This is a genomic window from Nonomuraea sp. NPDC005501, from assembly GCF_040605905.1.
GTDB lineage: Bacteria > Actinomycetota > Actinomycetes > Streptosporangiales > Streptosporangiaceae > Nonomuraea.
In genome coordinates this window covers 1-13,985 of sequence record NZ_JBEXDT010000147.1, presented here as the reverse complement: position 1 = coordinate 13,985, position 13,985 = coordinate 1, and the positions used below count along the sequence as shown (strand labels likewise).

The 13,985-nt window shown below is 73.7% G+C and carries 14 protein-coding genes; 4 read left to right on the top strand and 10 right to left on the bottom strand.

The features are described from left to right. The coding region (locus ABZS51_RS40125) for a glycosyltransferase (RefSeq protein ID WP_355452861.1) at window positions 1–753 on the bottom strand (753 nt) is incomplete at its 3' end. Between the two features lie 212 nt (window positions 754–965). Here ABZS51_RS40125 and cmk point away from each other — a divergent pair. From cmk to aspS, 3 genes are all read left to right on the top strand, one after another. Continuing rightward, the gene (cmk, locus tag ABZS51_RS40120; RefSeq protein WP_355452858.1) at window positions 966–1,703 is read left to right on the top strand and encodes a (d)CMP kinase; all 738 of its coding nucleotides are present in this window, start codon (window positions 966–968) and stop codon (window positions 1,701–1,703) included. 32 nt (window positions 1,704–1,735) lie between these two features. Continuing rightward, window positions 1,736–3,142, top strand: coding sequence for a ribosome biogenesis GTPase Der (gene der, locus ABZS51_RS40115; protein WP_355452855.1), 1,407 nt, complete (start codon window positions 1,736–1,738; stop codon window positions 3,140–3,142). Window positions 3,143–3,461: 319 nt separating this feature from the next. Then, a complete protein-coding gene (gene aspS / locus ABZS51_RS40110; protein ID WP_355452852.1) occupies window positions 3,462–4,733 on the top strand; it encodes an aspartate--tRNA(Asn) ligase in 1,272 nt (423 codons plus the stop codon). Window positions 4,734–4,779: 46 nt separating this feature from the next. On the opposite strand, the gene ABZS51_RS40105 is transcribed toward aspS, so the two are convergent. From ABZS51_RS40105 to ABZS51_RS40085, 5 genes are all read right to left on the bottom strand, one after another. Beyond that, the gene (locus ABZS51_RS40105; RefSeq protein ID WP_355452849.1) at window positions 4,780–6,384 is read right to left on the bottom strand and encodes an MFS transporter; all 1,605 of its coding nucleotides are present in this window, start codon (window positions 6,382–6,384) and stop codon (window positions 4,780–4,782) included. 19 nt (window positions 6,385–6,403) lie between these two features. Next, entirely contained in the window at window positions 6,404–7,051 is a 648-nt protein-coding gene (locus ABZS51_RS40100; RefSeq protein WP_355452846.1) for an LppX_LprAFG lipoprotein, read from the bottom strand. A gap of 92 nt (window positions 7,052–7,143) precedes the next feature. Further along, window positions 7,144–7,602, bottom strand: a complete 459-nt coding sequence (locus tag ABZS51_RS40095; protein WP_355452843.1) for a MarR family transcriptional regulator — start codon at window positions 7,600–7,602, stop codon at window positions 7,144–7,146. An 87-nt stretch (window positions 7,603–7,689) separates the two neighbouring features. After that, window positions 7,690–7,866, bottom strand: a complete 177-nt coding sequence (locus ABZS51_RS40090) for a hypothetical protein (protein WP_310716726.1) — start codon at window positions 7,864–7,866, stop codon at window positions 7,690–7,692. Window positions 7,867–7,875: 9 nt separating this feature from the next. Beyond that, entirely contained in the window at window positions 7,876–8,484 is a 609-nt protein-coding gene (locus ABZS51_RS40085; protein WP_355452840.1) for a 4'-phosphopantetheinyl transferase superfamily protein, read from the bottom strand. Window positions 8,485–8,667: 183 nt separating this feature from the next. Between ABZS51_RS40085 and ABZS51_RS40080 the strand changes: the two genes are divergently transcribed. Further along, window positions 8,668–10,089 carry an FAD-binding oxidoreductase gene (locus tag ABZS51_RS40080; protein ID WP_355452837.1) on the top strand — a complete coding sequence of 474 codons (1,422 nt, stop codon included), beginning with the start codon at window positions 8,668–8,670 and terminating at the stop codon, window positions 10,087–10,089. A 52-nt stretch (window positions 10,090–10,141) separates the two neighbouring features. Here the strand turns inward: ABZS51_RS40080 and ABZS51_RS40075 are convergent, their stop codons facing one another. The 4 genes from ABZS51_RS40075 to ABZS51_RS40060 all read right to left on the bottom strand — a co-directional run. Next, the gene (locus ABZS51_RS40075; protein WP_355452835.1) at window positions 10,142–11,542 is read right to left on the bottom strand and encodes a nucleotide pyrophosphatase/phosphodiesterase family protein; all 1,401 of its coding nucleotides are present in this window, start codon (window positions 11,540–11,542) and stop codon (window positions 10,142–10,144) included. Beyond that, window positions 11,539–12,660 carry a metabolite traffic protein EboE gene (eboE, locus tag ABZS51_RS40070; RefSeq protein WP_355452832.1) on the bottom strand — a complete coding sequence of 374 codons (1,122 nt, stop codon included), beginning with the start codon at window positions 12,658–12,660 and terminating at the stop codon, window positions 11,539–11,541. The genes ABZS51_RS40075 and eboE overlap by 4 nt, the downstream gene beginning before the upstream one ends. After that, window positions 12,660–13,511, bottom strand: a complete 852-nt coding sequence (locus ABZS51_RS40065; protein ID WP_355452829.1) for a TatD family hydrolase — start codon at window positions 13,509–13,511, stop codon at window positions 12,660–12,662. The genes eboE and ABZS51_RS40065 overlap by 1 nt, the downstream gene beginning before the upstream one ends. A gap of 19 nt (window positions 13,512–13,530) precedes the next feature. Then, a partial coding sequence (locus ABZS51_RS40060; protein ID WP_355452826.1) for an EboA domain-containing protein occupies window positions 13,531–13,985 on the bottom strand: 455 nt, incomplete at its 5' end.

Below are 13,985 nucleotides of genomic sequence, written 5' to 3'. Positions count from 1 at the left end.
AACGGCCGTGCGCAGCCCCCGCCAGCCGCGCGGGCCCTGGCGCAGGGCGGCCAGCGAGCGCCGGGCGACCACGCTCCACGGGCGGCGCAGCACGGCCGTGAGCACGGAGTTGCGCGTGGCGAGCTCCCTGCGCCCGCGCGGGTCCCGCGACGGGGACGGATGGTGGTGGGCCACCACGTCGTCGACGTAGGCGAGCCCCCAGCCCTTCGCGGCCAGGTCCATGGCCAGGCGTTCCTCCTCGCCGAAGAAGAAGATGACGTCGTCGAACCCGCCGGCCTCCAGGTAGGCGTCCCTGCGTACCACCGCGCCGCACGCGAGGAAGCCCAGCACGCTCGGGCCGGGCAGGTCCGGGTCGTGGCCGAGCGGGGAGCGGGCCATCTCCTCGCACACCGGGTCGGGGCGCTCCTGGGGGCCGACGAGGACGCGGGCGGCCAGCACGGCCAGGCGTGGGTGCGCGTCGAGGACGTCCGCCGCCCGTGCCAGCGCCCCGGACGCCCACCAGGAGTCGTCGTCGGCGAAGGCCACGTACGGGGTCCGCGCCATGCGCACGCCCACGTTGCGGGCCGGCGCGCCCAGGTTCCGGCCGGCCTCGACGACGGTGACGCCGGGGAAGTGGCGGCGGACGAAGCCGGGGCTGCCGTCGGTGGAGCCGTTGTCGACCAGGATGACGGGGCGTGGGTGGTGGGGGAGGGACCCGGCCAGCGCGCGCCGTCGATTCCTGGTGGCCACCACCACCGTAACCCGTTCGACCATGTACGGTCCCTAACCGGAATGCCGCCCCTTACTCGTCATACGGCCCCTTACCGGACTGCCACGGCTCTGTGGTCCTACGGCCTGCCGCACCGGCCGTCCCGGCGGCGCGCTCCGCCAGGTGCGGGGGGACGCGGGCGGACGCCGGAAGGGGCGCGAGGCGGTAGCCTCTTGAGGTCGAGCAAGAGCCTTGAGAGCGTGAAGAAGGAGAGGCCGTGGCCGGTCTGGTCGTCGCCATGGACGGCCCTTCGGGGTCGGGCAAGTCGAGCGCGTCGCGCGGGGTGGCCAAGGCCCTCGGCCTGCGTTACCTCGACACCGGCGCCATGTACAGGGCGATGACCTGGTGGGTGCTGGAGCAGGGCGTGGACCCGGCCGACACCGACGCGGTCGCGGCGCGGGCCGTCGAGCCCGAGATCGTCTCCGGCACCGACCCCGACGCCCCGTCGATCCACGTCGACGGCGTGGACGTGGCGGGGCCGATCCGGGGCGCCCAGGTGACCGGCGCCGTCTCGCTGGTCGCGGCGGTGCCCGAGGTGCGGGCCCGGCTCGTGGCCCTGCAGCGGCGGATCATCGGCGACGGCGGCATCGTGGTCGAGGGCCGTGACATCGGCACGGTCGTCGCGCCCGAAGCGACGCTCAAGATCTACCTGACGGCCAGCGCCGAGGCCCGCGCCCGGCGCCGCCACGCGGAGCTGTCCGGCGCCGCCGAGTCCACCGCGACCACGGGTCCGGCGACGACGGTCGAGGCCCAGCAGGCCGAGCTGGCCAGGCGCGACAGGCTCGACTCGACACGCAAGACCGATCCACTCTCGATGGCGGATGGCGCCGTCGAGCTCGACACCACCGCGCTGAACCTGGAGCAGGTCATCGCGGAGGTGCTGAGACTGGTCGAGGAGCGGAGCGGTTCCGCGGCGCGGAGCGGCTCCGGCGGCCAGCACTACGAGCGCGCCTGAACAGGTGCGGGACTCACTAAGGATGAAACATCGTGTCTACGGGGGACTGGGTCGAGGCTGATCTCGACGACCTCGCACTAACGGAAGAGCACGACGACAGCGGTCCGCTGCCCGTCGTGGCCATCGTCGGACGGCCGAACGTGGGCAAGTCCACGCTGGTCAACCGCATCATCGGCCGCCGGGAGGCGGTCGTCGAGGACGTGCCCGGCGTGACCCGGGACCGGGTGACCTACGAGGCCAACTGGCGCGGCAAGCGCTTCACGGTCGTCGACACCGGCGGCTGGGACCCCGACGCCACCGGCATGGGCCTGCGCATCGCCGAGCAGGCGCAGGTCGCGGTCGAGCTGGCCGACGTGATCGTGTTCGTGGTCGACGCGACCGTGGGCGCGACCGACTCCGACGAGATCGTCGGCTCGGTGCTGCGCCAGTCGGGCAAGCCGGTCATCCTGGCCGCCAACAAGGTCGACAACCAGCTGGTCGAGCTGGAGGCCGCCGCGCTGTGGTCACTCGGCCTCGGCGAGCCGTACCCGGTCTCGGCCCTGCACGGCCGTTCCAGCGGCGACCTGCTGGACGTGGTCCTCGACGCGCTGCCGGAGACGCCGCGCGAGACGTTCGGCACCGAGCGTGGCCCCGCCCGGGTGGCGCTGCTCGGCAAGCCCAACGTCGGCAAGTCGTCGCTGCTGAACAAGCTCGCCGGCGAGGAGCGGGTGCTGGTCGACCCGATGGCCGGCACCACTCGTGACCCGGTGGACGAGCTGATCGAGCTCGGCGGGCGCACCTGGCGCTTCGTCGACACGGCCGGCATCCGGCGGCGCGACCGCGAGCTGCAGGGCGCCGACTTCTACGCGGCCATGCGCACCCGGGCCGCGCTGGAGCGCTCGGAGGTGGCGGTCGTGCTGATCGACGCCAGCGAGCCGCTCACCGAGCAGGACCTGCGCATCATCGGCCTGGTGATCGAGTCGGGCCGCGCCATGGTGGTCGCGTTCAACAAGTGGGACCTCGTCGACGAGGACCGCCGCTACTACCTGGAGAAGGAGATCGACCGGCAGCTCGTGCGCACCCCGTGGGCGCTGCGGGTCAACATCTCCGCCCGCACCGGCCGCCACGTGGACCGGCTCGTCCCGGCCCTGGAGAAGGCGCTGGAGTCGTGGTCGACGCGAGTGCCCACGGCCAGGCTCAACGCGTTCCTGACCGAGCTGGTGCAGCAGACGCCGCCGCCGGTCCGGGGCGGCAAGCAGCCGAAGATCCTGTTCGCCACCCAGGCGTCGGTGGAGCCGCCGAAGTTCGTGCTGTTCACCTCGGGGTGGCTGGAGGAGACGTACCGGCGCTTCATCGAGCGGCGCATCCGCGAGGAGTTCGGCTTCGCCGGGTCGCCCATCGAGGTGACGATGAAGATCCGCGAGAAGCGCAAGGGCGGCGCCTCCCAGCAGAAGAAGTGACGGCCCGGCCCCCGCGACCCGGCAGCAATCGCGTTGCCTCGTCGCGGGGCGGCGGCTAACATCCACGGCTAACACGTTGACGGAGACGAGTAGCCGGAAGACCGCGCGGGCGGAGAGAGCCGCCGGCAGCTGCGAAGGCGGCCCCGTGCCTCCCGGCGAAGACACTCCCGAGTGCGGGGAGGAAATGCCCCGCCGGCCTGACCCCCGTCATCGGGTCACGGAGGCCGTCCCGTCCGGGGCGGCGAAAGTGCGGTGGCACCGGGAGCTCCCTTCTCCCCCGCACTCCCAAGGGATCACACACGTCCTCCAAGGAGCAGTGATGATCTCTCGTGTCCTGTCGGCGCAGCTCAAGGAGCACGCCGGCCAACGAGTGACGATCGCCGGATGGGTCCATCGCCGCCGGCGGCTGAAATCCGTGTCCTTCCTCCTCGTCCGCGACCGCCGCGGCGTCGCCCAGGTCGTCGTCCCGCCCGGGACGGTGCTCCCGCCCGAGGAGAGCGTCGTGCACGTCACCGGCCTCGTGACGCCCGGCGCGCACGCGCCAGGCGGGGCGGAGCTCACCGAGCCCCGCATCGAGGTGCTGTCGGAGCCCGTCAAGGCGCCGCCGTTCGACCTGTACCGGCCCGTCGTCCCGGCCGCCCTGCCGGCCGTCCTCGACCACGCGCCCGTCGCGCTGCGGCACCCGCTGCTGCGCGCGCCGCTGGAGATCTCGGCGGCGAGCGTGGCCGGGTTCCGGGCGACGCTCGACCGGCTTGGCTTCACCGAGATCCACACCCCGAAGCTCGTCGCCTCGGCCACCGAGTCCGGCGCGAACGTCTTCACCGTCGACTACTTCGGCCGTCCCGCCTACCTCGCCCAGTCGCCGCAGTTCTTCAAGCAGGCGATGGTCGGCGTGTTCGAGCGGGTCTACGAGGTGGGGCCGGTGTTCCGGGCCGAGCCGCACGACACCGCCCGCCACCTGGCGCAGTACACGAGCCTGGATGCCGAGCTGGGGTTCGTCCGCGACCACCGCGACGTGATGGCCGTCCTGCGCGAGGCCCTGGCGGGCATGCTGGAGTCGGTACGGCTGCGCGCCGCCCCCGCCGTCGAGGCCCTGGCCGCCGCGCTGCCCGAGGTGCCGGCCGAGATCCCGGCCGTCCCCTTCACCGAGGCCAAGCGCATGAGCGGCGAGGACGGCGAGCCGGACCTGTCGCCGGCGCAGGAGCGGTGGCTGTCGGAGTGGGCGCTGCGGGAGCACGGATCGGAGTTCCTGTTCGTCACCGGCTACCCGATGGTCAAACGTCCCTTCTACACGCATCCCGACCCGGCGCGTCCCGGCCACTCCAACGGGTTCGACCTGCTGTTCCGCGGGCTGGAGCTGGTGACGGGCGGGCAGCGGCTGCACCGTCACCAGGACTACCTGGACGCGCTGGCCGCCCGCGGCGAGGCCGTGGAGCCGTACGAGGGGTACCTGCGGGCGTTCGAGCACGGGATGCCGCCGCACGGCGGGTTCGCGATCGGCCTGGAACGCTGGACGGCCCGCTTGACGGGCGCGCCCAACATCCGCCAGGCGGCGCTGTTCCCGCGCGACCTGCACCGCCTCTCGCCCTGACGCGCCCTCGCCCTGACGCACCCTCCCGCCCTGACGCACCGCCCGCTCAGGCGCCGCGTCCGGGCATGAAGAGGGCGACCACGGCGCCGATCAGGCACAGCACCGCCGTCACCAGGAACATCTCGGTGTACTCCAGGTGCAGCGCGGCGTCGACCCGGGCCAGGTAGTCCGCCATCCTGCGGGCGTACACCGCCGGGTCGACGCCGAACGGCAGCGGCGTGTCCAGGTGCGCCGTCAGCGACTGGAACCGGTAGAACCCCCAGGCCGACACGCCCGCGATGCCGATCAGCATGCCCATCATCCGGGCCACCACCACGGCGGCCGAGGCCACGCCGTGCTGGGCGGCCGGCGTGACGCGCAGCACGGCCGCCGACACGGGGGCGATGACCAGGCCCAGGCCCAGCCCGGCGACCACCAGGTCGGCGCTCATCTGCGGACGGGCGCCGGCCAGGTCCAGCGGCCAGCGGCTCATCAGCGCGTACCCCGTGGCGGCGACCAGCAGGCCCGTCACGGCGACGGAACGGTCACCCAGCCGGCGCGCCAGCAGGCCGCCGGCGACCGCGCCCACGGGCAGCGCGATCAGGAACCAGCCCAGCACCTGCGCGGCGGCTTCCAGGGCCTCCATCTCCAGCAGCGTCTGCGCGGTGAACTGCACGAACACCATGGTGACCAGCAGCGCCGCGCCGGTCAGGAAGCTGGCGCCGAGCGTGGCCAGCAGCGGCCCCTTGCGGGTGCCGGACAGGTCGAGCAGCCGTACGGGGGAGCGGATCTCCCACCGGACGAACGCGGCCCCGGCGAGCAGCCCGGCGGCGATCAGCGGCAGGCCCCAGGACGGGAGGACGGCCTTGGCGGGGTCCGGGTTGTAGAGGCCGGCCACGAGGAGGGCCAGGGCGAGCGCCAGCAGCGCGCCCCCCGTGCCGTCCACCCGCCCCACGGTGCCCGTGCCGTCCGCGCGCTCCACAGCTCCCGTGCCGTCCGCCGCCCGTACCGCTGGGGGAGAGGGCGGGGGGACGCAGCGGTGCACCGCGACGGCGGCCAGGGCGGCGAGCGGGACGTTGATCCAGAAGATGGCGTGCCAGCCGCCCAGCTCGACCCCCAGGAACGAGGTGCGGGGGAGCGCCGCCAGCAGCCCGCCGTACAGGGGGCCGAGGGCGCTGCCCAGCTCCTGCGCCGCTCCCACGGCGCCGAGCGCCATGGGCCGCTCCCGCTCGCCCCACAGGTCGGCGATGAGCGCCATCGTGATGGGCAGCAGCGCGCCGCCCGCCACGCCCTGGACGGTCCGGCCGGCGACCACCATGGCCTCGCCGGCCGCCAGCGCCGTCAGCACCGAGCCGAGCGCGAACGCCGCCAGGCAGGCGTGGATGAGGGGCCTGCGGCCGTACCGGTCGGAGAGCCGGCCCAGCAGCGGCATCGCCGCCACGTACCCCAGCAGGAACCCCGTGACCACGGGCGTGGCCCGCTCCAGGCGGTTGACCGGGATGCCGACGTCCTCGGCGATGTCGATGAGAACGGTCACCACCACGTAGGCGTCGAGCGCCGCGAGCAGCACCACCGCGCCGCCGACGCCGAGCGCGACCCGGCGGGCCGCCTTCGCCGGACGGTTCTCGTCACTCCGGACCGCCGGGTCCTCGCCGGCCGGTCCCGTCGTCAAGGAGCCCATTCCGCCGGCCTCAGCCGGCCGGCGGCGGCGTGATCGTGACCGGCGCGTCGTAGTCGCTGAACGTGACCGTGACCGTGCCGTCCTGCAGCGGCAGCTCCACCTTCCGCAGGCGGCTCGTCGCCTTGTCCACCCAGAGGGTCCCGTTGACGCCCTGGGTGACGCCGGGCACCATCGTGCCGAGCACCTGGCCGGAGAACGTCGTCGCCACCCGGTAGGCGCCGTCCTCCTCCGCCTCCACGCGCGGGTCGGCCGCGGTGGCCAGCAGCTGGGGGACGCCCTTGTCGTGGTCGAGGATGAGCGACGGGTCGTAGATCTGCGCCAGCTCCTTGCGCGTCAGCCGCTGGAAGCCGCCGGTCGGCCCCTTGAAGTGGACGGTGTCGCCGACGAGCGCGAACGTGATCTCCTGGAGACTGCCGAGCACCTCCAGCGTGAGCGTGCCGTCGGCGTCGCCCGCCGAGGTGAGACGGCCGTCGGCCTTCTTCAGCGGCACCTTCGGCTTGCCCTCGGTGGCGATGGAGAACGTGGCCGACGTGACCGTCTTCATGGCCTCCGACGCCTTCTTCATCAGGTCGGGCCCGGCGGGCAGCTCCCCGCCGCCACCCGACGAACAGGCCGACATGAGCGCGACAAGAACGACGAGCAGCAGCTTTCTCGGCATGAGCGGATCGTAGCGAGCGTCCGGATCAGCGTGCGCCGGTCACCGATATCGGTTGGGTGTCGGCGCTCGCCGCCCCGCCGTGCGGGGACGGGTCAGCGCAGCTCCTTGAGGTGCTCGACGATCGGCCGGTAGGCCCTCTCCAGGGCGTCGAGCTGCTCGTCGGTGAGCCGGTCGATGAAGTGCTCGCGCACACCGGCCACGTGGTCGGGCGCCACGCGCTGGATGGTGTCCCAGCCCTCGTCGGTCAGCACCGCGAACGTGCCGCGCCGGTCGTCGCGGCACTCCTCACGGGCGACCAGGCCCTTGGCCTCCATGCGGGAGATCTGGTGGGACAGGCGGCTGCGTGACTGGATCGTGGCGTCGGCCAGGTCGCTCATGCGCATCCGCCTGCCGGAGCTCTCCGAGAGGTTGACCAGGATCTCGTAGTCGTTCACGGACAGCGAGTGGGCCTGCAGCTCACGGTCGAGCCGGTGCATGAGCAGCTTGTGCAGGGCCAGTTGGGTGCGCCAGGCACGCTGCTCGGCGGGGGAAAGCCAGCGGGGCGCGCTCATGATCTCCAATCTAGCGCACGCTCATCGATCCCACGGGCGATCGCCCGGCCCGGGCGCGGGTCCAGGCGCCTGGTCGAGGCACCCGGTCTAGGCGAAGGCCATGACGATCGCGACGCCGACGACGTGCATGATCACGACGGCGGCGATGAGGAAGACGAACACGAACTTCGCCGGTCCGTGCTCGAAGGTCTTGCCCTCCTCCAGCGGCTTGCGCGCGGCCACGCGGTCCGCGATCCGCTCCTCCAAGGGCTTCCTGTAAAACATACGTCCAGTTTATTCGGAAAGCGGCAGTCTGCGGGCTGGGGCGTCTGTGATAACAGCCACCATGACGTCCGCCTCGGCCGTCCACTCCAGCACGTGGCGCCCCGCCCAGTCGATCTCCGCCGTCCGCAGCAGGTCCAGTGACAGCTCGCCGCGCTTGATCAGCGCCTCCTTGCGGGCCCACAGCCGGATCAGCTCGTCGTTGCGGGTGACCCCGGCACGCTCGCGGGGGGTGAGCGCCACCTCGGCCAGCGCCCCGTCGAGCGGGCCCGCGGGCACGCGCTCCGCGTCCACCCCCACCCGCCCGTCGCCGGCCGCCGCGCAGACGTAGCCGCGCGTGTGGCTGAAGCTGACGCCCAGGGAGGGAGCCTGCTCGACGTACGGCCGGCCGTGGCCGGGGCCGTGGACGTCGCAGCGCTGGAGCAGCGTCAGCTCCTCCGGGCGCCGGCCGAGGGCGGCCGCGGCGCACTGCCGTACGAGCAGGTGGGCGGCGACGAACGCGGCGCGGTCGGCGTCGAACGCGAACCGCGCGGCCCGCTCCCGCTCGACGGGGGTGAGCCACTCCTCGGGGGCGCGCACCTCGTCGGGCCGGCCACCCATCGCCACAGGGCCGATCGTCATCTTGGTGATCTTACGATCACCCGCACGAGCCCGTACGGCCGCCCCCGTCCGCCGCGGCGGACGGCCGGGACGACGGGCATGACCAGGATTTCACCGGTCACCGGGACACGACGGGTTCGCCGAAAACTACGATGAGTTGACATTGACCGCCGGCTCTGGGGGAGGGCCGGCCGGGAGGGCGTCATGGTGCGGCTGATCAAACGTGAGCTGGAGACGCTGCGCGAGAGGTGCACGGGACGCGTGGTCACGGAGCAGGACCCCCGCTACGACGTCGCCCGCGCGCTCTGGAACGGCGCCGTCGACCACCGGCCGGCCGCGATCGTCCGCTGCACCGGCCCCGGCGACGTGTCGGCGGCGATCAGGTTCGCCCGCGAGGAGGAGCTGGAGATCTCGGTACGCGGCGGCGGCCACGACGTCGGCGGCTCCGCCGTGACCTCCGGCGGCCTCATGGTGGACCTGAGCGGGCTGCGTCGGGTGCGGGTGGACCCCGCCTCCCGCCGCGCCGTCTGCGAGGGCGGCGCCACCTGGGCCGACCTCGACGCCGCCACGCAGGCGCACGGCCTGGCCACGCCCGGCGGCACGGTCAGCCACACGGGTGTCGGCGGGCTGACACTGGGCGGCGGGTTCGGCTGGCTGACCCGGATGCACGGCCTCTCGGCCGACAACCTGGAGTCCGCCGACCTGATCCTCGCGGACGGCCAGTACGTCCACGCCTCGGCCCGCGACCATCCCGAGCTGTTCTGGGCCATCCGGGGCGGCGGCGGGAACTTCGGCGTCGTCACCGGCTTCACCTTCCGGCTGCACCCGGTGGGGCCCGAGGTCCACTTCGCGCTGCTGTTCTGGGAGGCCGAGCGCGGGCCGGAGGCGCTCCAGGTGATCGAGGAGGCGATCGCCGGGCTGCCCCGGCGTGCCGGGGTGCTGGCCGCGTACGGGCTGACCGCGCCGCCCGCGCCGTTCGTGCCGCCGCCGCACCGCTCCAGGCCCGGCCACGCGCTGCTGATCGCGGGATTCGGCTCGGCTGAGGAGCACCGGGCGACGGTGACCGGGGTCGAGGACATGCTGAGGCCGCTGTTCACGTACGCCGACGCCATGCCGTACCCGCGGCTCCAGGCGTTCCTGGACGCCACCGCCCCCTGGGGCGTCCACGCCTACGAGAGGGCGCTGGACCTCGCCGCGATCACCCCGGGGGCGGCGGCCACGCTGTGCGAGCAGGCGGCTCTCAAGGGGTCGGCGATGACGTTCATGCCGTCGTTCCGCCTCGACGGGGAGTTCTGCGCCGTGGACGACGCCGCCACCGCCTACGGCGGCACCCGCCTGCCGCACCACACGCTCTGCTTCACGGCGCTCACGTCGTCGCCCGAGGCGCTGCCGGCCGAGCGGGCGTGGTCGCGGGCCGCCTGGGAGGCGGTGCTCCCGCACGCCATGGGCGCCGGCTCGTACGTGAACTTCCAGGTGGAGCGGGAAGCGGACCGGGTGCGGGCGGCGTACGGGGCGGAGAAGTACGGGCGGCTGGCGGCGGTGAAGGCCGTCTACGACCCGGACAACGTCTTCCACCTCAACGCCAACATCCGCCCGGCCCGCCGCTCCCGGCACCGCGCCACCTGAGCCGGGGGACGATGCCCACCGTCTGAGCACCGCTGTGCGCACCGGCCGGGGCCTAGGGTGTACGGCCGAGGAGGAAGTCCTTCACCTCGGTCGCCGCGAGGTGGTCGCGGGCGGCGGACCGGTCGGAGCACAGCAGCAGGGGCCCGTCCTCCGGATCGCGGGGGAGCAGGCCGTGGGAGCCGCGGACGGCGCCGGCGCCCGCGTCGAGGCCGACGACGTCCATCAGGTAGCGCATGCCGGCCTTCTTCCTGAGGAGGGCCAGGGCCGCCCGCCGCCTGGCCCGTCCCGGGCCGGCCGGGTCGAAGAACAGCTCGGCCGGGTCGTAGCCAGGCTTGCGGTGGATCTCCACCAGGGGGGCGAAGTCCGGCGCCCGGGCGTCGTCGAGCCAGTAGTAATAGGTGAACCATGCGTGGGGATCGGCCAGCAGCACCAGCTCGCCGGAGCGCGGGTGGCCGAGGCCGCGGGCCGTCTTGTGCTCCTCGCCGAGCACCTCCGCCACGCCGGGCAGGGCGGCGCAGAGCCGCGCCACGGCCGGCACGTCGGCCGGGTCCCGTACGTAGACGTGGGCCACCTGGTGGTCGGCCACGGCGAAGGCGCGGGAGGTCCACGGGTCCAGGTACTCCATGCCGGCCTGCGTGTGGACGTGGAGCAGGCCCTCCGCGCGCAGCAGCCGGTTGACCGCGACCGGCCGGGACACGTCGGTGATGCCGTACTCCGACAGGACGGTCACCGTCGTCCCCCGGTCGAGGGCGGCGTCCAGCAGCGGCGCCAGCACCCCGTCCAGCTCGGCCGCGGCTGCGGCCGAACGGGGGTCGCCGGGCCCGTACCGCTGGAGGTCGTAGTCGAGGTGCGGCACGTAGGCGAGGGTCAGGTCGGGGTCGCGGGTCGTCATGACGTGCCGGGTGGCCGCGCAGATCCAGGCAGAGGAGGCGATGCCCGCCCCCGGCCCCCAGTAGGAGAACAACGGGAACGGGCCGAGGTGCGCGGTCAGCTCGTCGTGCAGTCCGGGAGGGTAGGTGTAGCAGTCGGGTTCCTTGCGGCCGTCGGCGTGGTAGATCGGCCGTGGGGTGACGGTCCAGTCGACGTCGGCGCCCATGGCGTACCACCAGCAGATGTTGGCCACGGTGAAGCCGGGCTTGCGCCGGCGGGCGGCCTGCCAGACCTTCTCGCCACGGACGAGGGCGTTGTGCTGGCGCCACAGCAGCACCTCGCCCAGATCGCGGAAGTACCAGCCGTTGCCCACGATGCCGTGCGCGGAGGGAGGCAGCCCGGTCAGGAACGTCGACTGGACGGGGCAGGTGACGGCGGGCAGGACGGTGCCGAGCCGGGCCTGGAAGCCGGTCCCGGCCACCGCCCGCAGGCGGGGCATGTGGGTCAGCAGGCGGGGGGTGAGCCCGACCACGTCGAGGACGAGATGCGAGGCGCCGCGCGCGCTTCCCCGTGGAGAGGTCACGGGTGAACTCCCAGACGGTGGAGTTGGTCGCGGGCGAAGGCCAGCTCGGCGGCTATCCCCGCCGCGAGCTCCTGCGAGGTGCGGGGACGATGCGCCGGCGGCAGCACGTTCCAGGTGTAGGTCTCCACGTCGTAGTGATCGCACTCCCCGTGGGCGACCAGCTCGGCCAGGGCCTCGCGGAGCACGCCCGTCGTGGCCGACAGCGGCGGCTCGGGCCGCAGGTGCAGGGGCACGTGGTAGTGCACCCGCCAGGGCGCCGGGAGACCGGCCGCCAGCGCCTGGCCGAGGTCGTCGGCCGCCGCGCCGTCGGGGTTGCGGGTCTGGTGCAGGAAGCGCGGCTCGGCGTACTCCCGCAGCGCCGCGGGCTCGGCGCTCTCCAGAGCGGCCGACAGCTGGACCTTCACCAGCGGCAGGCCCGCCCCCCACAGCGTGCGCAGGGCGTCGGCCGGCCGCTCCCAGGCACACGCCAGGTGGGCCAGGTCGAGGCAGATCCCGAGCCGGTCCGTGTCCACCCCGGCGAGGCGGGCCGCGGCCTGGGCCGTCGTCTCGATGACGCAGCCGGGCTCCGGCTCGAAGCCCACCCTGATGACGCGCCCGGTCGCCGCCTCGATTCCGGCCAGCCGCTTGGCCAGCTCGTCGAGCCGCCGAGCGGCCCGCCCGGCCATGCCGGTGTCCCAGGGCTCGCGCCAGGCCAGCGGCAGCGTCGAGACCGAGCCGCGTACGGCGTCTGCGGGCAGCAGGTCGGCCAGGACACGGGCCAGGTCGAGCGTGTACGACAGCCGCTCCCGGCTGGTCCAGTCGGGCTGGTAGACGGCGTGCTTGACGACCGGGTCCTGGAACGACCGGTAGGGGAAGCCGTTGAGGGTCACGACCTCCAGCCCCCGGGCGTCCAGCTCGCGGCGCAGCCGCCGGCGGCCCGCGGGGTCGGCGGCCAGCTCGGCCGCCACGGGCGCGGCCAGCCACAGGCCCAGGCCGAGCACGGGCGCGTCCAGCCGTTCGCGGACGGGCACGGCGAACTCGTCCAGTTGCGCGACGACGCCACGGAGGTCCTCGGCGGGGTGGACGTTGGTGCAGTAGCCCAGATGCAGGACGCGCCCGGCCGGGTCGCGCAGCCGCATCAGCTTCCTCCGCGCAGGATCGAGTTGCCCTGGAACGCCGGCTCCGCCTGGTCCGCCTCGGACAGGTCGAGCCGGCCCGACTGGCCGAAGAACTCCACGGGATTGCGCCACATCACCTTGTCGACGTCGTCCTCGTCGAAGCCCGCCGCCAGCATGGCTCGCGCGGTCTCCACCGTGAGCAGCGGGTCGGACCTCCCCCAGTCGGCCGCGGAGTTGACCAGCATCCGCTCCAGCCCGTGCCGGCTCAGGATCTCGACCATCCGGGGCGGCGACATCTTGGTCTCAGGGTAGAGGGAGAAGCCCATCCAGCAGCCGGACTCGTGCACTTGGCCGACGGTGAGCTCGTTGAGGTGGTCGACGAGGACCCGGCCCGGCGGGATGCCGGAGGCGGCCACCACGTCGAGGGTCCGCCGAGTCCCCCGGGCCTTGTCGCGGTGCGGGGTGTGGACCAGTGCCGGCAGGCCGTGCTCGACGGCGAGGGCGAGCTGCCGGGCGAACGCGTCGTCCTCTTCGGGCGTCATCGAGTCGTAGCCGATCTCGCCGACCGCGACCACGCCGTCCTTCTCCAGGTAGCGGGGGAGCAGGTCGAGCACCGGCCGGCAGCGGGGGTCGTTGGCCTCCTTGGGGTTCAGCGCGATCGCGGCGTGGTGGCGGATGCCGAACGATCCGGCCCGGTACGGCTCCCAGCCGAGCAAGGAGTCGAAGTAGTCGACGAACGAGCCGGGATTGCTACGCGGCTGGCCCAGCCAGAAGGCAGGCTCGACGACGGCGCGGATGCCCGCCGCCGCCATCCTCCGGTAGTCGTCGGTGGTGCGCGACGTCATGTGGATGTGCGGGTCGAAGATTCGCATCAGGCCTCCCACTGCCGGATCAGCCAGTCCGGCTTCGCTGGATGAGACGGTCGAGGAGGGCGGCGGCGTCGGCGGGCATGGTGCGGCCGGCGGCGGCGCGCTCGGCGGCGAACCCGGCGAGCATGGCGGCCAGTTCCGCGTCGGCCCGCTGGGCGAGACGGTGCACGCCGTCGAGCGGCACCCCGGTGAACACGCACTTGAGCACGGCCTGCCGCCACGTTGCCTGGTCCAGGTGCCGGGCGGCAGGGCCGAGCGCGGCGGCCAGGAGCCGGGCGTCGTTGGTGCGGATCGCGTCCTCCAGCAGCGGGACGACCTCCGCCCCGACCGGCAGCAGCGGCAGCGCCTTGAACACGGCCAGCTTCTCCTCGGCGGTGGCCTCGGCGTACAGGAGAGAGAGCCGTTCGGCGAGTCTCTCCGCGGGCAGCGCGGCCAGCAGCACCGCCCGGGCCGCCTCGTCGGCCCGCCAGCCGCGCG

Bases quoted from the DNA above. Each gene is read 5' to 3' on its own strand.
- aspS (WP_355452852.1), top strand. From the start codon at position 3,462: ATGATCTCTCGTGTCCTGTCGGCGCAGCTCAAGGAGCACGCCGGCCAA.
- ABZS51_RS40100 (WP_355452846.1), bottom strand. From the start codon at position 7,051: ATGCCGAGAAAGCTGCTGCTCGTCGTTCTTGTCGCGCTCATGTCGGCC.
- ABZS51_RS40095 (WP_355452843.1), bottom strand. From the start codon at position 7,602: ATGAGCGCGCCCCGCTGGCTTTCCCCCGCCGAGCAGCGTGCCTGGCGC.
- ABZS51_RS40090 (WP_310716726.1), bottom strand. From the start codon at position 7,866: ATGTTTTACAGGAAGCCCTTGGAGGAGCGGATCGCGGACCGCGTGGCC.
- ABZS51_RS40085 (WP_355452840.1), bottom strand. From the start codon at position 8,484: ATGACGATCGGCCCTGTGGCGATGGGTGGCCGGCCCGACGAGGTGCGC.
- ABZS51_RS40080 (WP_355452837.1), top strand. From the start codon at position 8,668: ATGGTGCGGCTGATCAAACGTGAGCTGGAGACGCTGCGCGAGAGGTGC.
- eboE (WP_355452832.1), bottom strand. From the start codon at position 12,660: ATGCGGCTGCGCGACCCGGCCGGGCGCGTCCTGCATCTGGGCTACTGC.
- ABZS51_RS40065 (WP_355452829.1), bottom strand. From the start codon at position 13,511: ATGCGAATCTTCGACCCGCACATCCACATGACGTCGCGCACCACCGAC.